Consider the following 19,418-nt stretch of genomic DNA (forward strand, 5'->3'; position numbering starts at 1 on the left):
CCGGCCCTGCCCCCTGGTGGGGATCAGCGGAAGGCGTCGAGTCCAGTGAGCGCCTTGCCCAGCACGAGCTGGTGCATCTCGACGGTGCCCTCGTAGGTGAGCACCGACTCGAGGTTGGTCGCGTGCCGCATCACGGGGTATTCGAGCGAGATCCCGTTGGCACCGAGGATGGTCCGGGACGTACGGCAGATGTCGATGGCCTCTCGGACGTTGTTGAGCTTGCCGAAGCTGACCTGCTCGGGACGCAGGCGGCCGGCGTCCAAACGCCGCCCCAGGTGATGGGCGAGCAGAATCCCCTTGTGCAGTTCGAGCGCCATGTCGGCGAGTTTGGCCTGGGTGAGCTGGAAGCCACCGATCGGCCGACCGAACTGCTCCCGCGTCTTCGCGTATTCGACGGCGGCCTCGAAACAGGAACGCGCCGCTCCCATGGCCCCCCATACGATCCCGTAGCGGGCGTGCGACAGACAGCTGAGCGGCCCCTTGAGCCCGACCACGTCGGGCAGCACGGCATCGGCGGGCAGCCGTACGTCGTCGAGGACGAGTTCACTGGTGACGGAGGCTCGTAGCGACAGCTTGTGCTTGATCTCCGGGGCGGAGAACCCGGCGCTGTCGGCGGGCACGACAAACCCGCGGATCCCCTCGTCGGTCTGCGCCCACACGACGGCGACCCCGGCGACGGACCCGTTGGTGATCCACATCTTGCGCCCGTTGAGCACCCAGTCGGAGCCGTCCCGCTTGGCGTAGGTCCGCATCGAGGCGGGGTCGGACCCGTGGTCGGGCTCGGTCAGCCCGAAGCACCCGATGACCTCGCCCGCAGCCATACGAGGCAGCCACCGCTGCTTCTGCTCCTCGCTCCCGAACCGGTGAATGGCGTACATGGCGAGGGAGCCCTGCACGGAGACCAGGGACCGGATCCCGGAGTCGGCGGCCTCCAGCTCCAGACAGGCAAGCCCGTACTGCACGGCGGACGCACCGGCACACCCGTACCCGTCGAGCGACATCCCGAGGGCACCGATCTCCCCGAGTTCCCGGGCGAGCTCACGAATCTCCGGCAGCTCGCCCTTCTCGTACCACTCGGCGACGTACGGCACGACCCTGTCCGCGGCCCACTCCCGCACGGTGCTCCGAATCGCCAGGTCCTCGGGCTCCAGGAGGTCGTCGATGCCGAGGGGGTCGGCGGGGTCGAACGGGGGCAACTTCGAGGACGCGGACATGGGACACCCTCCGGCAACGATGAAAACTAGCACCGCTAGTTACGGCTCTGCCCAGACGCTACGACGCAGTGCCGTGCGCGTCCAGTAGACATCCCCACACACCGCAAGCCGCCAACGGCGGACGACCCCCACAGGAGAGGTCCACCCATCAACGAACTGGAAACGGGTGGTGCGTGGGTGGGAAAAGGCTGGTCAAGCAGAGACGCGGGACTCCGCGACTTCCCTCGGCTTGGGCAGCTCCACCGCAGGCGCCTCACACTGCATGACCCGCGGCAACCGCAACGCCATCACCGCGCCCAGCAGCAGCAGAGCCGCACTCACCAGCAACGTCACATGCAGCCCGTGCACGAAACAGTCCCGAGCCGCCCGCTGCAGGGCAACCCCCGCAGGCCCGCCCAGCTGCGCGGCAACGTCGTAGGCCTCACCCAGCGAGTGCGAAGCCGCCGCGGAGGCCGGCGGCGGAACACCCGGAACGTTCGCCAGCCCGGGGGCATACGCCGCGTTCATCACGCTGCCCAGCAGCGCGATGCCGATCCCCGCGCCCAGCTGGTACGACGTTTCGCCGATCGCCGCCGCCCCGCCGGCCTGCTCGGGCGGAGCCTCGCTCAGCATCGACTCGTACGCCCCGAAGAGCGTCGTCTCCAGTCCGAAGCCCAGCAGCACAAACCCGGACAACAGCAGACCGGGATTGTCCTCGCCGCCCATGGCCGTCAGCAGCAGCACCGCGACGGCCGTCAGACAGAAACCGAAACACACCATCCGCCGCGGCCCGAACCGCCGCAGCATCCGCGCCCCCGCGAGGCCGGACGCCATCGCCGCGAACGTCAGCGGCAGCAGCCGTAGCCCCGTCTCCAGCGGCGACAGTCCCAGCACCAGCTGCAGATACTGCGCCGCGATCAGCTCGAGCCCCACCAGTGCGAGCATCGCCAGCACGATGCACCCGACGGACGTACTGAAAGCCGGGCGCGCGAACATCCGCAGGTCCACCAGCGGAAACTCCCGGCGCCGCTGCCGTCGTACGAAAAGGAACAGCAGCACCGCACCGACCACCAACGGCACCACGGTGAACAGGCTGGCCACCTCCTCCCCGCCGCCGAGCCGCTTCACGCCCAGGACGACGCCGAACAGACCGGCCGCCGCCATCAGCGCGCCGACCACGTCCCAGGGGCCCTTGCCGTCGCCCTTCGACTCGGGCAGCAGCAGTCGTCCCACCGGGAGGCTGACCAGCATCAGCGGGATGTTGACGAGGAAGACCGAGCCCCACCAGAAGTGCTCGAGGAGGAAGCCGCCGAGCAGTGGCCCGACCGCCGCGCCCACCGCGGCCACCGCGCTCCAGATGCCGATCGCGAGGGCGCGCTCGCGCCGGTCGGGGAAGACCTGGCGCAGGATCGACAGGGTCGCGGGCATGATCATCGCGCCGCCGACGCCGAGCAGGGCGCGGGCCAGGATCAGCACCTGTGGGTCGTGCGCGAGGGCCGCGAGGCCGGAGGCGAGGCCGAAGAGGCCGTACCCGAGAAGCAGGACCCGTCTGCGGCCCACGCGGTCACCGAGCGTGCCGAAGAGGATCAGCAGCGAGGCGCAGACCAGCGGATAGATGTCGACGATCCAGAGCAGTTCTATCGCGCCGGGCCGGAGGTCCTCGGTGACGGCGGGCACCGCAACGTGCAGCACCGTCGCGTCGACCGCGACGAGCAGCAGGCTGACGCAGAGGACGACGAGGACGACCCAGCGGTTGGCACCGGCCCCGGCCGCCCGACGGCGCAGCGCAGCGGCGGCCGTGGTCGTCCCGGACATGTACGTACCTCCCAGATGTTCCCTCGCCCCGGCGGGCTCACGGGGTGGGGACTCCCCGTGACTCGGCCGGAGAGGAGCGGTGGTCTCCGGCCCGCGCAACGAAGGGCGAGTGACTCGTCAGAGTACGCGAGTCCGCGTCGGTGCCGAGTGGCGGACCTCTCAGACCCCGCACAGAACGCGTGTGGCGTACGCCACGTCCAGCAGCGCTCCCGCCCCGTCCACCGCCGCTCGGGGCCGGGCCGGCGCGGTGAGCTCCAGGGGAATTCCATCCCATCATTCGGTTAACTAATTCATAAGCAGCGAAAAACGAACCGCCAGAATGATCAAAGGAATTGAAGGATGTAGCGCCCGATGATTACGGATTCCTTGGAAATAAACCTCCCCCTGAGAGGAATCCCACATCACATCGTCATCACAAAGCCGTGGAATCGCCCTTGTACTGCGCTCACTCGCTGTAACGTCGATTGGGTGTGTACCGAACGAAAGCTGACCCGTCTGGACCGGGTCTTCGCCAGGCTGGACCGGGAACCAGAACGCCCGGCCCACATCGATGTGCCGCGGATGACCCCGCACAGGATCGTGCTGTTCGCCGCGACCCTGGCCTTCTACGGGGCCATCGTGTGGGCCGTCGTCATCACCTCGTGGCTGGTCCGGCTCGACTGGCAGGTCATGTTCTTCCGTCCGTACCAGCAGTGGGCGGAGATCCACGCGTTCGTCGACTACTACGTGGTGCTCGGCCAGCGCGGCCCGACCGCCGTGATGGTCGCGGCCTGGCTGGGCTGGCGTTCCTGGCGGCAGCACACACTGCGGCCGCTGCTCGCGCTCGGTGTCTCGCTGCTCCTGCTGAACATCACCGTCGGTGCCGCCAAGCTCGGCATGGGCCGCCTCGGACCGCACTACGCGACCACCATCGGCTCCAACGAGATGGGCCTGGGCGGCGATATATTCCCCAGCGGCCACACCGCCAACGCCGTGGTGACCTGGGGAATCCTGGCCTATCTGGCCTCGACCCCGAGAGCGCGCCGCTGGCTGTCGGCCCTGTCGGCGGTGACTTCGCTGGGCGTCGGCCTGTCCACCGTCTACCTCGGTACGCACTGGCTGAGCGACGTTCTGCTCGGCTGGGCCGCCGGCCTGCTGATCATGCTCGCCCTGCCGTGGTTCGAGCCGCTGATCGCCCGCTCCGAGGCCTGGATCTTCGACCTGCGCGACCGCTGGCGCGAGCGTCGGACCGCCGCCGTTCCCGTGCAGACCGCCCCGGTCACGACCCCGGTGCTGCTCAAGCCGCGGGCCACAGCCGCCGACGACGAGGTCGCGGCACGCGAGGCGACCTCCGCACCCCGCTCGCCCCGGGCGCCCGTCTATCTGGCGCCCGGCCCGCACACGGCCCGCCCGGAGCGCACTCCGCTCACCCCGGTCGGCAGCCGCCGCCCGCCGCACACCGACCGCATCACCCGCGGCACTGCCCCGGCGGCCCGCCCCCTCACCGGAGGCTGACCCACCCCGGACCGCGGGGTTCGGTACACACAACCACCCCCGCACGACGACGGCCCCGGTTCCTCGACAGGAACCGGGGCCGTCGCCCTGTGTCAGCCCTCGCCGGCTCTTCGTCAGCCCTTCCAGGACCGCGCCACCCGGCCGTCCTTGACCTCGAAGTTCAGGCGGCCGCTGCGGTATTCCATGGTGATGATCGCCCCCGGCGGCAGCGAACGCACCGTCGACCACCCTCGGTCACGGGCGAGCCGCTCGGCCCGGTCGGCGTCGAGACCGACATATGTGTCCGGGCTGTCCTGGGGTTCGGCAGGGGGTTTCGGAATGGGTGCCATGCCGCCACGCTAGGGCCTGAGCGAAGGATCGGGCCAGAGCGGACCGGGATCCTTTGTAGCGGCCATCCAGGTCACACATCCCCCTCCGGTCACGCTTTTGTCACAGAATCACGACACGCGTTTCGGCCACACTTCGTCACACGGACGAGCGGTTCCATAGGCCTTCCGCAGGCATTAGATCGTAATTCCCGCGTGTCGCACCGGCCTGGCCAATTGCCCGCCGGAAAGGTTCCCGGGGAACCGCCTCCGGACTTCTTTTCTCTCCGATTCCGTGCCGACGGCGGGAGCCGGTTTCGCACAGAAAGTACATGGTTCCACCACAGAACCTCCGTACGCCCTCTGTCGGAGCGGTGTCGCCGCGAGCATCATGGCGTGAGCTCGCGTCGGCGCGTGCGGCGCGGGCTTTCAGCGGGCCCGGGGCGCTACGAGCGAAGGGGCGAGCGATGGGGACGCAGACCGTACGGGTGACGGCACGGCCCGAGCGGACCAGAGAGCCCGGACGAGTGGTCGTCGACTGGCTGACCACCACCGACCACAAGAAGATCGGCCATCTCTACCTGATCACGTCCTTCGGGTTCTTCCTGGCCGGCGGCGTCATGGCCCTGCTGATGCGGGCCGAGCTGGCTCGGCCCGGGATGCAGTTGCTGAGCAACGAGCAGTTCAACCAGCTGTTCACCATGCACGGCACGATCATGCTGCTGCTCTTCGCGACGCCGACCTTCGCGGGCTTCGCCAACGAGCTGATGCCGCTGCAGATCGGCGCCCCGGACGTCGCCTTCCCACGGCTGAACATGTTCTCGTACTGGCTCTTCCTGTTCGGCGGCCTGATCGTGATGGGCTCGCTGATCGTGCCGGACGGGCCGGCCGCGTTCGGCTGGTTCGCCTACGCGCCGCTCAACAGCCTGGAGCGCTCGCCCGGCATCGGCCCCGACCTGTGGATCATGGGCCTCGCGCTGGCCGGCTTCGGCACCATCCTCGGCGCGGTCAACTTCATCACCACGATCATCGGGATGCGTGCCCCCGGCATGACCATGTTCCGGATGCCGATCTTCGTGTGGAACACGCTGTTCACGTCGATCCTGATCCTGATGGCGTTCCCGGTGCTGGCGGCGGCGCTGCTGGTGCTGGAGGCGGACCGCCGGTTCGGCTCGGTGGTGTTCGACGCAGGCAACGGCGGGGCGCTGCTGTGGCAGCACCTGTTCTGGTTCTTCGGCCATCCCGAGGTGTACATCATCGCGCTGCCGTTCTTCGGCATCATCAGCGAGATCATCCCGGTCTTCTCGCGCAAGCCGATGTTCGGCTATCTGACGCTGGTCGCGGCGACGATGGCGATCACCGGTCTGTCGGTGGTGGTGTGGGCGCACCACATGTTCGTCACGGGCGCGGTCTTGCTGCCGTTCTTCTCCTTCATGAGCTTCCTGATCGCGGTGCCGACCGGCGTGAAGTTCTTCAACTGGACCGGCACCATGATCAAGGGCTCGCTGTCCTTCGAGACACCCATGCTGTGGGCGACCGGCTTCCTTGTGACGTTCCTGTTCGGCGGGCTGACCGGGGTGATCCTGGCGTCGCCGCCGATGGACTTCCACGTCTCCGACTCGTACTTCGTCGTCGCCCACTTCCACTACGTCGTCTTCGGCACCGTCGTCTTCGCGATCTTCGCCGGGTTCCACTTCTGGTGGCCCAAGTTCACCGGGAAGATGCTCGACGAACGCCTCGGCAAGATCCACTTCTGGACGCTGTTCGTCGGCTTCCACACCACGTTCCTGGTGCAGCACTGGCTGGGCGCGGAGGGCATGCCGCGCCGGTACGCCGACTATCTCGCCGCCGACGGCTTCACGGCACTGAACACGATCTCGACGATCGGCGCGTTCCTGCTCGGCCTGTCGACGCTGCCGTTCCTCTACAACGTGTGGAAGACCGCCAAGTACGGCAAGAAGGTCGAGGTCGACGACCCCTGGGGCTACGGCCGCTCCCTGGAGTGGGCGACCTCCTGCCCTCCGCCGCGGCACAACTTCAGCTCGCTGCCGCGGATCCGCTCCGAGTCCCCGGCGTTCGATCTGCACCACCCGGCGCACGCGTTGGAGGCTCCGCAGCCCGAGCCGAAGAGCGAGCAAGCCCCCTAGCTAAAGGCGTGGCCGGCACCCGGCACTCCACGCTCAGGTTGCCCTGGCGGGTCTCGTACGGGACTCGGGAAGCGAGGGAGTGCACCTTCATGGCACCCGGAGCCAAGCGGTGCGGCTCCCCCTCCGTCACCCGTGCGTACGCGTCCCAGTGGCCCTCCGGCAGAGCGACACTGCTCGGCAGCGCGGCGCGCAGGCGGCCCGTCGTGGCCGGGGTCAGGGGCAGGGTGACCTCCTCGTGGCCCTCGCGGTGGCGCAGGACCAGGTGGGCCGTTTCGGTGACCCCGGCCGAGGTGACGTCGAAGGTCAGCCCGCCGGCCGAATCCGCGATGCAGTCGGCACGCAGGGGTACTGCCTGCGACACGGGCGTCATACGCTGCGGTTCCTCCCTCGGCTCTGTGCTCTGTCGGTTGGACCGACGATGCGGCCTTTTGGTTGCCCCTCACGGCTGATACGACAACTGAGGGACCTCGAAGCACGTGTTGTTCATGTCCCCTTGGGAGACCCAGCCCCTGTCGTCCTCCCAGCGGGCCACCGACAGACAGGTACGGCGGCTCTTCGGCGGCTCGGCCAGTCGCTCGAACCTGACCGGGATCAGCAGGCCGTCGGCGGTGTATCCCTGGCTGCGGTTCATGAAGTCGTCGACACACACGCGCGTGATGCCCTGCTCGGCACACGACTTCGCCGCGTCCGTGAACCACATCGCCGCAGCCCAGCCCTCCAACTGCCACTGGGAGTGCGCCTTCAGCCCCTTGGTGGCGTCCCGGAACTCCCGTACGGCGTCCTGGTCCGTGTCCTCGTGGTTGCGGGACGACCCGGTCGCCCACAGGGCGTTGCGGCAGCGCGGGGAGTCCTTGTAGTCCTCGGCGACGGTGGACGTCCAGTTCTGTACGTTCGTGACCTTGGCGGTGACCTCGGCGCCGACGTCGTCCATCGCTTGGCACAGCCGGGCGTTGCCGTGGGTGTCGATGGCGTCGAAGACGAGGTCGGCGCCCTGCTCCTTCAGATCGGCCGCCACCGCGCGGAAGTTGGGCAGCGCGAAGTCGACCTGCTCGGTGACCACCTTGTAGCCCTCGGCCTTCAGCCCCCGCTCGACGAGCCGGGCGTAGGCGGCGGACGCGGGCTGGTTGTAGGAGACGACGGCGGCCGTGCGGGCGCCGTGCTCGCGCTTGAAGTAGCGGTAGACCTCCGTGCCGCCGTACTGCTTGCCGTCCCAGCCGGTCGTGCCGTCGCGGGGCGCGAGGCTGCCGTAGATGCCGTACAGGTGCGAGTAGGTGTCGTAGGCGGCCCCGATGGGCTGGCCGCCGATGTCGGGCACGCGTGCGCGTGAGACGCGCTCGGCGCCCGCGTAGTCCAGGGCGGTGGTGGCGACCAGGGCGACGACCTTCTCCTCGTCGATCAGCTCGTGCACGCACTCGTTGTTGCCGACGCCGCTGCCGCCGTCGTCGCACTCGCGCACCTCGACGCGGCGGCCGTCGATGCCGCCGCGCGCGTTGAGGCGCTCGAACCAGGCCTTGGCCCCGTCGCGCGGGCCGGTGAAGGCACTGCCGCCGACCGGGCTGGTGGCGCTGGTGATGATGCCGACCCGGACCGGGCTGCGGTCCGCTGCGGGCGCCGAGGGCGTGCCGCGGTCGCGATGCTCGAAGTCGCTCTCCGGCAGCCTGCTGCCGCACGCCGTACTCAGAGCCAGCACCACCACGGCGATCGCCGCCTCAGCACCCCGGGATCGGCGACCCATTGCCGCTCAACTGGACCAGAGCGCACAGTGTCTTGGCGGACACCTTCCAGGTGCCGTCCTGTTCGACCGCGGTCCCGGAGGCGTTCGGCAGGGCGGTCGCGCCCTTCAGGGTCAGGTCGTACGTCACGTTCGCCTCGGTCGGCGAGGTGAACTCGATCTTGGAGACCGTCGCCTGGACCTGCCCGCCGCGCTCGTCACCGCTGAACGCCTGCAGGACCGGCGCCATCTGCTCGCCGTTCTCCAGGACGGTCTGCTTGTCCTCCAGCGCCGTGTCCGGGTCGAAGAACTTCTGCCAGTTCTGCTTGATCTCCGTCTCGGCAGCCCCGATGTCGGGGGGTGCCGTCGCGGCCGGGGACTGCTCGGTCGGCTCGGTCTGTTCGACGGTCGGCGTCGGCGGCGTCTCGTTGCCGCCGCCGCCCTCGTCGTCGCTGCAGGCCGCGAGGCCCGGGGCGAGGAAGAGGAGCAGGGCGGCCGCCAGCGCCGCACCCCGCCCCCTGTGTGCGTTGCTCCGCCTGAGGTCGCTCCCGAGAACCATCTGGCTCACCACCGGGTGTCGATCCGGGCCGTGTGCGCCCGGTGCTTTCAGGGTCAGCTTGCAGGAGGCATAGTGCAAGCCATTGGCTGACATGGACAGGCACATGCGCAGAAACCCGCTGCGCGTGCACCGAAACCCGACGTGTGGGAGCCGGCGATGCGGACAGCCCGACTGCGGACCGTGCACCCCGCCCTGTGGGCCGGCTGGGCCGCGCTCGCGGCGGGCGCGGTGCTGTGCGTCATCGGCTGGTACGGCATCTCCGGCGAGCGGTTCGCCGAGCGGCAGCTGCCGTATCTCGCGTCCTGCACGGTCCCCGGCGCCGCGCTGATCATCGCCGGGGCGGTGCTGCTGACCCACGGCCGGGGCGCGCTCGCCGCCGCGCGCGTGGAGGAGCTGTACGGCCTCCTGGTCGCCGCAGAGCCCGCCGACACGGAGGAGTCCGGGCAGGCGGCCGGGGCGCCGCTCGCGGTCAGCGGGGACCTGCTGATGGTGCCCGGCGGCACCCTCTGGCACCGCGCGGACTGCCCGCTGGTCGCCGGGAAGGTGGAGGCGGTTCCGGTCGATGCGAAGCTGGTGAGGAGCGGCGAACTGGGCCCCTGCCCGATCTGTGAACCCGCCGAAGCGGATGACTGATGTCCTCCCTGACGTACGACCTCACCCTGGCCGGACTGTCGGTCGGCAGCGCCGCCGCGCTCACCGGAATCGGCCTGATCGTGACGTACCGCGCGACCGGGGTGCTGAACTTCGCGCACGGGGCGATCGCGATGGTGTGCGCGTATGTGCTGCGGCAGTGCGTGGTGGAGTGGGGCTGGCCGCTGTGGGCGGGCGCGACGGTGACACTGCTGCTGGTCGCGCCCGGGATCGGGATGGCGCTGGAACGATTCGTCTTCCGGCCGCTCGCGGTCCTGGGCAGCGACCCGGCGCAGACCCTGGTCGCGTCCATCGGGGTGTTCGTGCTGCTGGTGGGCGGCGCGGCGCTGCTATGGGGTCAGGGGGCGCGGGACGACGCACCGGAGCTGGTGTCGGCGGATCCGTGGGGCCAGCTGGCGGTGGCGCTGCTGCTCGCTGCCGCCGTCGGCGCGGTGATCCGCTGGACGCGCTTCGGCCGTGAGCTGCGTGCCGTGGTCGACGACCGCCAACTGGCCGTCCTCGGGGGCATCGACGCGGACCGGGTGGCGGCGGCCGGCTGGGCGTTCGGCTCGTTCACGGCGGGCCTGACCGGCGTACTGCTGGCGCCGTACGTCCGCCTGGACCCGTACGGCCTGCCGCTGCTGGTCATGGAGGTGGTGGCGGTAGCGGTGGCCGCGAGGATGCGCAGCCTGCCGATCGCGGTGGTGGCCGCGCTGGCCATCGGTGTGGCCCAGAGCCAGCTGACGCGCCTGCACCCGTCGGGCTGGGGCGCGCCCCTCCTGCAGGCCATCAGCACGAACCTCTTCGTCGTGGCCCTGCTGATCGCGGCCCTGGCCCTCCCCCGCGTCGGCACCCGCGACGCCCTGCCCCGCACGGCCACCGCGCGCGTGCCGACGCCGCCGGGCGCCTGGATCGTGGCGGCGGTGCTGTTCCTGCTCCCCCTGGGCTTCGCGGGCTCGGACCTGCATACGTCGGTGCAGGTGCCGGCGCTGGCCGTGGTGCTGCTGTCCCTGGTCGTCGTCACGGGCCGCGGCGGCCAGATCTCCCTCGGCCAGGCGGCGTACGCGGGCCTGGGCGCCCTGTTCACGGCCCTCCTGGCGGCGGGCCGCTTCCCGGGCGTACCGCGTCTGCCGGAACTCGCGGCACTGGGGCTGGCGGTCGCCCTCGTGGCCCCCTTGGGGCTCCTCACCGGCTGGCCGGCGATCAGCCGCCGGGGCCTCGCCCTGGCGCTGGCGACCTTCGCGGTGGGCGTCGGCGTGAGCCGCTTCGTCTTCGCCCAGCCGTACGCGATCTCGGGCCTGTCCCTGGGCCGCCCGGCCGGCTTTGAGGGCGACCGCGCGTACTACGTCCTGGAGCTGGCCCTCCTCGCGGCCGCCCTGCTGACGACCTGGCTGCTGCGCCGTGGCCGCACGGGCCGGGCCCTGGCGGCGATGCGGGACCACGAGGCGGGCGCATCGGCGGCAGGCGTCCAGGTGCCCTCGTTGAAGCTCCTGGCGTTCGTCTCGGGCGCCGCCCTGGCAGCACTGGGCGGCGGCCTGCTCGGCATGGGCCTACGCGCCTTCGACCCGGCCGCCTACGACCCCGTCCGCGGCCTCCTCTGGTTCGCCGCGGTAGTCGTCCTGGGCGCCGACAGCACCCTGGGCGCACTGGCCGCGGCCGCCCTCCTGGTGGGCCTGGACGCGGGCGCCCGGGGCGGGGTGGCGGCGGCCCTGATCGGCGTACTGGCGGTACTCGTGGGCCGCTTCCCCGGGGGGCCGTACGAGGCGTTGCGGGCGACGGCGGGGAGGCTGCGGTTGCGGCGGGGGGCGACTCTCACGGCGCTGGGGGCGGAGGTACGCAGGCGCCTGCGGCCGGCGCGTCAGCGGACGACGCCACGTCGGACACCGGCGGGCGTGACCGTACTGACGGGCAGCGCGGGCAGCGGAGCCCATGGCAGGGACCGAACCGCCGCGGCCGCCGACGGCGCTCAGCCCCCGCAGGGGCCACCAGCATCCGACGACGAAAGTTGCACGGGCGGTGCGGGTGGGAACCCGAACGCGGCCGAAGACCGCGTGCCCACCCACGCACCCGCACCCAACACCGCCCCCCTCACCACCCACCACCTCCAGGCCCGCTACGGCGGCTTCACGGCCCTCGACGACGTCACCCTCACCATCCCCCCCGGCCACATCACCGCGATCATCGGCCCCAACGGCGCCGGAAAGAGCACCCTGTTCCACTGCCTGGCCGGCACCCACCGCCCCGCCCACGGCCAAGTCCTGCTCGGCACCCGGGACATCACCCGCCTGCCCGCACACGCCCGCACCCGCCTCGGCATCGCCCGCACCTTCCAGCAACTGGCCGTATTCCCCTCCTTGACCGTGGCCGAGAACGTCCGCGTAGGCGCCGAGCACGGCCGAGTCCGAGACCCCGCGGCCGTGGAACGAGCCCTCACACTCCTCGACCTCGACGGCCCCGTACGGGCCATGCCCGCCGCCGCCCTGCCCACCGGCACACTGCGCCGCGTCGAACTGGCCCGCGCTCTCGCGGGCAGCCCGCGCGTGCTGCTGCTCGACGAACCCGCCGCCGGCCTCGACACCGCCGAAGTCACCGCACTGGCCCGGATCCTGAAAGCCCTGGCGGCCGACGGCACGGCCCTGCTCGTCGTCGAGCACGACCTCGACCTGGTCGCCGACCTCGCCGACACCGTGCACGTCATGGCCGCGGGCCGCATCGTCGCCTCCGGCCCGCCCGACCGCGTGCTCGACGTCGCAGGCTCCCAGGAGACGCCCGTATGACCACGATCTCCCTGCGCCACGCGCGCGTGCGCTACGGCCCCCTGGAGGCCCTGCACGGCGTCACCTTGGCCGCCCCCGGCCCCGGCCTCACCGTTCTGCTGGGACGCAACGGATCGGGCCGTACGACCGCCCTGCGCGCCCTGGCCGGCACCCTGCCCCTGTCGGGCGGCGCGGTGGTCTGGGACGGCGCCGACGTGACCCGAATGCCCGCCTACGAGCGGGCCCGCCGCGGACTGTGCCTGGTCCCCGAGCGGCAGGCGGCGTTCGGCTCCCTCACCGTGCGGGAGAACCTGGAACTCGCGGCCGACTCGTACGACCTCGCCCTCGACGCCTACCCCCGGCTCGCGCCCCTCCTCGCACGCCGCGCCGGCACCCTCTCCGGCGGCGAGCAGCGCATGCTCGCCCTCTCCCGTGCCCTGCTGGCACGCGCGCGCGTGGTGCTCGTTGACGAGCCGGCACAGGGCATGTCGCCCACGGTCGCGAACCGTACGTACGAACTGCTGAGCGAACTCGACGCCTGTGTGATCATCGCCGAGCAGCGCCTGCCGCGCGTGCTGCGCGGCAAGGCGGCGCTCGTCTACGAACTGCGGCGGGGAGCGGTCGTGTTCAGCGGAGAGACCGGCGAGTGGGAGCGCCGTGCAGCGCGCCGAACCGGGTCGAGCCCTTCCGGATCAGCGTCGAGCCCTTCCGGATGAGCAGCGAGGTCTTCGCGGCCAGCCGATCCGTGACGCCGGGTCTCTCCATGCTCATACGGCCCTTGAGCCCGTACCGCCTGGAGCACTGCGGCCAGGCCCCCCACCCCTGCACCGCGACCACTTTCCGGGCGATGGTGATCTGCTCCTTGCGGGTGGCGAGGTCCGCGCGCGGGGCGTACTTCGCCCCGCCGAAGCCCTCCCAGGTCGACTGTGAGAACTGCAGGCCCCCGTAGTGGCCGTTGCCGGTGTTGATGCGCCAATTGCCGCCGCTCTCACACTTGGCGACACAGCCCCAGGGCCACTGATCCTTGGCGCAGCCGTACGCCGCGGGTTTGGGCGGTGGTCCGGGGGCCGGTTGTAGTGGCGCCGTATGGATATGGCGCGTCGGGTGCGTTGCCTGCGCTGCGTGCGACGTTCCCGCAGGAACGGCGGTGAACAGGGCGGCGGCCAGGGCGATCGCGAGTGGTGTGCATTTCATATCAGCACGCTAGGCAGCTTATTGCGGCCGACCGGGGCGGCGCGTCCGAGGGCCGCCGGGGCCCCACCCGGTCGGCGGACCGGATGGGGCCCCACGCCCGGGACAGGGAGCGACACTCAGAGTTCGAGGCGCTGCCCGGGCACGATCAGATGGGGATCGGCGCCGATGACGGACCTGTTGGCGGCGTAGAGCCGCTGCCAGGTGGTTCCGTGCCGGGCGGCGATGCCGCTCAGCGTGTCGCCCTCACGGACGGTGTAGTCACCGCGGGACGAGCCGCGGTTCGGGTGTCCCGACGAACGCTCCGGCGCCTGAGCGGGAGTCGACGGGGCCGCCTTGGTGGAGGAGGAGGCCGAGCCGGCGGCGGAAGCCGCGGGTGCGCTCCCGTACGCTCCGGCCCGGGCCGAACAGGTCGGCCACGCCCCCCATCCCTGGGCGCGCTGGACCTTGGTGGCCACGGCGATCTGCTGGTCCTTGCTCGCCTGGTCCGCCGTCGGCGCGTAGGCCGTACCGCCGTACGCGCGCCAGGTGGAGGCGGCGAACTGCAGTCCGCCGTAGTAGCCGTTGCCGGTGTTGATGTGCCAGTTGCCGCCGCTCTCGCACTGTGCGATGCGGTCCCACACTCCGCCGTCCGCCGCCGCGGCGTTGCCGGTGGCGGCCAGCAGCCCGAGCGGGGCGAGCAGTGCCGCCCCGGCGAGGACCGCCGTCGTACGAGTCCGGCTCCAGCTGGGAGCCTGCTGCGTCTTGAGAGCGTTGTCGTGAGTGTTATCGGCACATTCGGACATGTAGGTCCCTCTCGAAGGACTCGGGGTCCCCCAGGGCGGAACGCCACTCCCACGCCATGGGGCGCGTGAGTCGCGCTCGCCCCGTCCGCCGGAGTCGGTACTGCGAGCTGGCTTGTTGCGGGCCGGCGGACGTACCCGAGCGGTGCTCGTTGCACACGGCCGAGGAATGTAGGGAGGGCGGCCGGTCGGCATCAACCAACTCCTCGTCGTTCCAGGCCAGTTCGCCGTTACCTCCGGTATCGGCGATTTCCGGCCACCCACTTCATTCGCTGATTTCCGGATTTGTCGACCACCAACCCCGACGATCTGTGATGCACCACACGCCACCAACTTCCTTGCATTTCCAAGGACTTGACGCAGAGTGCGCGATTCCGCACCCGAGGTGACGGTGTGCGGTGGATGGTTCGATTCCGTTCGCCGTGGTGCGTGACTCCCGCCACAGATCGTCCGTTGTCTTCTTCATGAGCCCGGCACCCGCCGGTTCACGGACCGGGAGCCACCCGGCCCCGCCACGCACCGCATCCCGAGGGAGCCAACCGTGCCGCGCATGCTCGACGTCAGCGACGAGGTACGTGCCGAGATCGGCGACGAAGAAGCCGACCGGCTGCTCGCCGGAGAGAACGCCCCCGGCAGTTACGACTGCACGTCCTGCCGCACCCCGGGCGACTCCGAACAGGAGCGCACCAGCACCGTCCTGTTCATCGGGGACGAGACCGCCGTCCTCGCCTTCGCCCACGCCACCTGCCTGCCCTCGCAGGTCGTCCAGGTCACCGAGGAGCAGTTGCAGGGTGCCGTGAAGTCCATCACCGGCGACCGGGTCGACCTGGAGCCGGAGTCGATCGTGCCGGAGCAGGCCGTACTCGGCGTGACCAGCGGGCTGGTGCTGATCGCCGGGGAGCTGCACCCCGCCCTGGTCGTCGAGCCGACCGGGCCCATCGTGCGCCCCGGGACGATCGGTGCCGGTGACGACTTCCTGCCGCTGCTCATCGAGCAGGGGTTCATGCCGGTGACGGAGCTGGCCGAGGCGCCGCCGGTACTGCACGGCTGGTCCGTGCTGCTGGCCATGGGGCAGCTGCACGCGGTTCTCCAGCCGGGGACGGGCGGGGGACAGCCGGTCGCCTGGTGGCAGGCGCATCAGCCGCTGCTGGTGACCGACGGATGGCGGGCGGCGGCGAACAAGCATCAGCAGGTACTGATGTTCGCCGCACCGGTGGGTTCGATCGGGCGTCAGCCCCGGGAGGATCTGCTGCGGGAGGCGCTGGACAAGGCGGCGGCGAACGGGAAGTTGGTCGGGGCCGCGCTCCCTCTCGCGGGGACCTGAGAACACCTGCCCCACGCCCCTGAGGCGTTGCCCGCGCCGCCGATGAGCAGGCGATCCTTCACGGCGGCCGCATCTCTTCGAGCGCGGGGTCGTTTGGACATACGTGCATGCATACGACGTTCCCCGCCTTCAGGGCGGCCCATCGGCCACGCCGATCTACGACGCGCTCTACGCCGAGTACGTCAAATCCTTCCGCTCGCTGCCGGGTGACCGCAGCGGCGAGGAGGACCTGGGGTTCATCGCGTTCGGGAACATCCCACGGAGTACGGGCTCGTACGGAGGTCACCGCCCGGGGTCGTTCAGCAGCTCGTACACCGCCTACAGCGCGGGGGCCCACAGCGCGCGCCAGGGCAACGGCCAGCAGCCACAGTGGCAGCGCGTCGGGCATATCGGCCCGCAGGGCACGGGGATGCACCACGTCCCGGCCGCGCTGCCCCCGGCGCGCAGAGGCTGAATCACACGAAAGGGCGGCCCTCACCGGGCCGCCCTTCAGCTGTGCGCAGTTACTTCTTCTGCCGCAGTTACTTCTTCTTGCTTCCGCGCTTCTCCCGCACCCGCACGGAGATGTGGATCGGCGTGCCCTCGAAGCCGAACTCCTCGCGCAGCCGGCGCTCGATGAAGCGGCGGTAGCCCGCCTCGATGAAGCCGGAGGCGAAGAGCACGAACCGCGGGGGCTTGGTGCCGGCCTGGGTGCCGAAGAGGATACGGGGCTGCTTGCCGCCGCGGATCGGGTGGGGGTGGGCGGCGACCAGCTCGCCGAGGAAGGCGTTGAGCCGACCGGTCGGAACCCGGGTCTCCCAGCCCGCCAGCGCGGTCTCGATCGCGGGGACCAGCTTCTCCATGTGACGGCCGGTGCGCGCCGAGACGTTGACGCGCGGCGCCCAGGCGACCTGACCGAACTCGGTCTCGATCTCCCGCTCCAGGTAGTAGCGGCGCTCCTCGTCGAGGGTGTCCCACTTGTTGTAGGCGATCACCATCGCGCGGCCCGCCTCCACGGCCATCGTGACGATGCGCTGGTCCTGTACCGAGATGGACTCGGAGCCGTCGATCAGCACGACGGCGACCTCGGCCTTCTCGACGGCGGCCGCGGTGCGCAGCGAGGCGTAGTAGTCGGCGCCCTGCTGGAGGTGGACGCGCTTGCGGATACCCGCCGTGTCGACGAACTTCCAGGTCACGCCGCCCAGTTCGATGAGCTCGTCGACCGGGTCACGGGTGGTGCCGGCCAGCTCGTTGACGACGACGCGCTCCTCGCCCGCCACCTTGTTCAGCAGGGACGACTTGCCGACGTTCGGACGGCCGATCAGGGCGATGCGGCGCGGGCCACCGACGCCGGCCCCGCCGACGAACTCGCGCGGTGCCTCCGGCAGCGCCTCCAGGACGGCGTCCAGCATGTCGCCGGTGCCACGGCCGTGCAGCGCGGAGACGGGGTGCGGCTCCCCCAGACCCAGCGACCACAGATACGCGGCGTCCGCCTCACCACTGGGACCGTCGACCTTGTTGGCGCACAGCACCACGGGCTTGCCGGCCTTGCGCAGCAGTCGTACGACGGCTTCGTCGGTGTCGGTGGCGCCCACCTTGGCGTCGACGACGAACACGACGGCGTCGGCGGCCTCGATCGCGAACTCGGCCTGCGCGGCCACGGACGCGTCGATGCCGAAGACGTCCTGCTCCCAGCCGCCGGTGTCGACGACCTTGAAGCGGCGGCCCGCCCACTCGGCCTCGTAGGTCACACGGTCACGGGTGACGCCGGGCTTGTCCTCGACGACCGCCTCGCGGCGCCCGATGATCCGGTTGACGAGAGTCGACTTGCCGACATTCGGCCGCCCGACGACGGCGAGGACGGGCAGCGGACCATGACCGGCCGCTTCGATGGCCCCCTCGACGTCCTCGAGGTCGAAGCCCTCTTCCGCGGCGAGCTCCATGAACTCCGCGTACTCGGCATCGCCAAGCTCTCCGTGGTCATGCTCTTCGAGCGAGCCCTCGGAGTGGATGTGGTCGTTCATGAAGTCCGTACCTCGTTCATAGTGGTCATCGGTGGACAACCCGGATGTTTTCTCCCGGATTGATCCACTACTCAGTGTCGCCTAGCGGCCGGTCAGCCGCCTGGCGTTTTCCAGGTGCGCGGTGAGCTGCTTCTGGATGCGCTCGGTCGCCTCGTCCAGCGCCTTGCGGGTACGCCGTCCGCTGCCGTCGCCCGCCTCGAACGGGTCGCCGAAGACGACGTCGATGCGGCTGCGCAGCGGAGGCAGCCCCTTTATCAACCGTCCCTGCCGTTCGGAACTTCCCAGCACGGCGATCGGGACCACCGGCGCCCCGCTGCGCACCGCGAAGTACGCGAGCCCGGCGCGCAGGGAGGCGAAGTCGCCCTCGCCCCGGGTGCCCTCCGGGAAGATGCCGAGCACACCGCCGGCCGACAGGACGTCGAGCGCCTGCGTGATGGCCGTACGGTCGGCGGAATGACGGTCCACCTTCAGCTGACCGATGCCGGTCAGGAAGGGGTCGAGCGGACCGACGAACGCCTCCTTCTTGATCAGGAAGTGCGTCGGCCGGGGCGCCACGCCCATGACCATCGGGCCGTCGATGTTGTGGGAGTGGTTGACGGCGAATATCACCGGCCCGGTCGCGGGCACCTTCCAGGCGCCGAGCACGCGCGGCTTCCACAGCCCGTACATCAGGCCGACGCCGATGCGTCGCCCGACCTCGGCGCCCTTCTCGGAAGCCGGCAGGGGCGACGCGGGGCGCCTCGACGACGGGTGGTGGACAGGCGACGGGTGGGCGGTCACTTTCCGGCTCGCTTCTCCTCGACGAGCGTGACGACGCACTCGATGACCTGCTGCAGCGTGAGCTCGGTGGTGTCCACCTCGACCGCGTCGTCCGCCTTGGCGAGCGGCGAGGTCTTGCGGCTGGAGTCGGCCGCGTCCCGCTTCAGCAGCGCCTCGCGGGTCGTGTGTACGTCGGCGCCCTTCAGCTCTCCGCTGCGGCGGGCGGCGCGGGCCTCCGGGGAGGCGGTGAGGAAGATCTTCAGGTGGGCGTCGGGCAGCACGGTCGTACCGATGTCACGGCCCTCGACGACGATGCCGATCTCCGCGGAGGTCGCGAGGGAGCGCTGCAGCTCGGTGATCCGCGCACGAACCTCCGGCACCGCACTCACCGCGCTGACCTTGGAGGTGACCTCCTGGGTGCGGATCGGGCCGGCCACGTCGGTGCCGTCGACGGTGATCGTCGGGTTCGCCGGGTCGGTGCCGGAGACGATCTCGGGCTTGCCGGCCACGGCGGCGATCGCGGACGGGTCCTCGAGGTCGATCCCGTTGGTCACCATCCACCAGGTGATCGCCCGGTACTGGGCGCCGGTGTCGAGGTAGCTCAGCCCGAGCTGCGCGGCGACGGCCTTCGACGTGCTCGACTTGCCCGTGCCGGAGGGGCCGTCGATGGCGACAATCACGGGCTTGGCGGCACCGTTTTCCACGGGGGAACACCTTCCTGGTGCGGTGAGGCGAGAGGGGCGGGGCGC

Annotated in this window: 17 protein-coding genes; 7 read left to right on the forward strand and 10 right to left on the reverse strand. The window is 70.7% G+C overall.

What is annotated here, in order from left to right:
* Positions 1-23 precede the first annotated feature (23 nt).
* Positions 24-1,214 carry an acyl-CoA dehydrogenase family protein gene (locus EHO50_RS40725; protein WP_128436903.1) on the reverse strand — a complete coding sequence of 397 codons (1,191 nt, stop codon included), beginning with the start codon at positions 1,212-1,214 and terminating at the stop codon, positions 24-26.
* A gap of 192 nt (positions 1,215-1,406) precedes the next feature.
* Positions 1,407-3,008 carry an MFS transporter gene (locus EHO50_RS40730; RefSeq protein ID WP_128436904.1) on the reverse strand — a complete coding sequence of 534 codons (1,602 nt, stop codon included), beginning with the start codon at positions 3,006-3,008 and terminating at the stop codon, positions 1,407-1,409.
* A 468-nt stretch (positions 3,009-3,476) separates the two neighbouring features.
* On the opposite strand from EHO50_RS40730, the gene EHO50_RS40735 reads away from it, so the two are divergent.
* On the forward strand, positions 3,477-4,502 hold the full coding sequence (locus tag EHO50_RS40735) for a phosphatase PAP2 family protein (protein ID WP_128436905.1): 1,026 nt from the start codon (positions 3,477-3,479) through the stop codon (positions 4,500-4,502).
* A gap of 113 nt (positions 4,503-4,615) precedes the next feature.
* Here EHO50_RS40735 and EHO50_RS40740 read toward each other — a convergent pair whose 3' ends face one another.
* Complete coding sequence (locus EHO50_RS40740) at positions 4,616-4,831, reverse strand: I78 family peptidase inhibitor (protein ID WP_128436906.1); 216 nt, start codon at positions 4,829-4,831, stop codon at positions 4,616-4,618.
* A 443-nt stretch (positions 4,832-5,274) separates the two neighbouring features.
* On the opposite strand from EHO50_RS40740, the gene ctaD reads away from it, so the two are divergent.
* Positions 5,275-6,954 (forward strand): aa3-type cytochrome oxidase subunit I, encoded by a 1,680-nt coding sequence (gene ctaD, locus EHO50_RS40745; protein WP_128436907.1) that lies wholly within the window; start codon positions 5,275-5,277, stop codon positions 6,952-6,954.
* Positions 6,955-7,393: 439 nt separating this feature from the next.
* Here ctaD and EHO50_RS40755 read toward each other — a convergent pair whose 3' ends face one another.
* Positions 7,394-8,689, reverse strand: coding sequence for an ABC transporter substrate-binding protein (locus EHO50_RS40755; protein WP_128436908.1), 1,296 nt, complete (start codon positions 8,687-8,689; stop codon positions 7,394-7,396).
* Positions 8,664-9,224: an MTB12 C-terminal domain-containing protein gene (locus EHO50_RS40760; RefSeq protein WP_128436909.1), complete on the reverse strand. Its 561-nt coding sequence runs from the start codon at positions 9,222-9,224 to the stop codon at positions 8,664-8,666. Before EHO50_RS40760 ends, EHO50_RS40755 begins: the two co-directional genes overlap by 26 nt.
* Before the next feature lie 156 nt (positions 9,225-9,380).
* On the opposite strand from EHO50_RS40760, the gene EHO50_RS40765 reads away from it, so the two are divergent.
* From EHO50_RS40765 to EHO50_RS40775, 3 genes are read left to right on the forward strand one after another with little or no spacing between them, the layout of a single operon-like run.
* Positions 9,381-9,857, forward strand: a complete 477-nt coding sequence (locus tag EHO50_RS40765) for a hypothetical protein (protein ID WP_128436910.1) — start codon at positions 9,381-9,383, stop codon at positions 9,855-9,857.
* On the forward strand, positions 9,857-12,631 hold the full coding sequence (locus EHO50_RS40770; RefSeq protein ID WP_128436911.1) for an ABC transporter permease subunit: 2,775 nt from the start codon (positions 9,857-9,859) through the stop codon (positions 12,629-12,631). The genes EHO50_RS40765 and EHO50_RS40770 overlap by 1 nt, the downstream gene beginning before the upstream one ends.
* The gene (locus EHO50_RS40775) at positions 12,628-13,326 is read left to right on the forward strand and encodes an ABC transporter ATP-binding protein (RefSeq protein WP_128436912.1); all 699 of its coding nucleotides are present in this window, start codon (positions 12,628-12,630) and stop codon (positions 13,324-13,326) included. The genes EHO50_RS40770 and EHO50_RS40775 overlap by 4 nt, the downstream gene beginning before the upstream one ends.
* On the opposite strand, the gene EHO50_RS40780 is transcribed toward EHO50_RS40775, so the two are convergent.
* Together EHO50_RS40780 and EHO50_RS40785 are read right to left on the reverse strand one after the other, a co-directional pair.
* On the reverse strand, positions 13,238-13,804 hold the full coding sequence (locus EHO50_RS40780; protein ID WP_128436913.1) for a transglycosylase family protein: 567 nt from the start codon (positions 13,802-13,804) through the stop codon (positions 13,238-13,240). The two genes, EHO50_RS40775 and EHO50_RS40780, sit on opposite strands and share 89 nt — an antisense overlap.
* A gap of 116 nt (positions 13,805-13,920) precedes the next feature.
* Entirely contained in the window at positions 13,921-14,586 is a 666-nt protein-coding gene (locus tag EHO50_RS40785; protein WP_128436914.1) for a LysM peptidoglycan-binding domain-containing protein, read from the reverse strand.
* Between the two features lie 538 nt (positions 14,587-15,124).
* On the opposite strand from EHO50_RS40785, the gene EHO50_RS40790 reads away from it, so the two are divergent.
* Complete coding sequence (locus EHO50_RS40790) at positions 15,125-15,907, forward strand: hypothetical protein (protein WP_128436915.1); 783 nt, start codon at positions 15,125-15,127, stop codon at positions 15,905-15,907.
* A 103-nt stretch (positions 15,908-16,010) separates the two neighbouring features.
* Entirely contained in the window at positions 16,011-16,361 is a 351-nt protein-coding gene (locus EHO50_RS40795) for a hypothetical protein (protein ID WP_128436916.1), read from the forward strand.
* 67 nt (positions 16,362-16,428) lie between these two features.
* Here EHO50_RS40795 and der read toward each other — a convergent pair whose 3' ends face one another.
* From der to cmk, 3 genes are all read right to left on the reverse strand, one after another.
* Positions 16,429-17,910, reverse strand: a complete 1,482-nt coding sequence (gene der, locus EHO50_RS40800; RefSeq protein WP_128436917.1) for a ribosome biogenesis GTPase Der — start codon at positions 17,908-17,910, stop codon at positions 16,429-16,431.
* A gap of 81 nt (positions 17,911-17,991) precedes the next feature.
* Positions 17,992-18,690 (reverse strand): lysophospholipid acyltransferase family protein, encoded by a 699-nt coding sequence (locus tag EHO50_RS40805; RefSeq protein ID WP_425472363.1) that lies wholly within the window; start codon positions 18,688-18,690, stop codon positions 17,992-17,994.
* Positions 18,687-19,373 (reverse strand): (d)CMP kinase, encoded by a 687-nt coding sequence (gene cmk / locus EHO50_RS40810; RefSeq protein ID WP_128436918.1) that lies wholly within the window; start codon positions 19,371-19,373, stop codon positions 18,687-18,689. The genes EHO50_RS40805 and cmk overlap by 4 nt, the downstream gene beginning before the upstream one ends.
* Between the last annotated feature and the right edge of the window lie 45 nt (positions 19,374-19,418).

The sequence above is a fragment of the Streptomyces cyaneus genome (assembly GCF_004028635.1).
Lineage (GTDB): Bacteria > Actinomycetota > Actinomycetes > Streptomycetales > Streptomycetaceae > Streptomyces > Streptomyces cyaneus.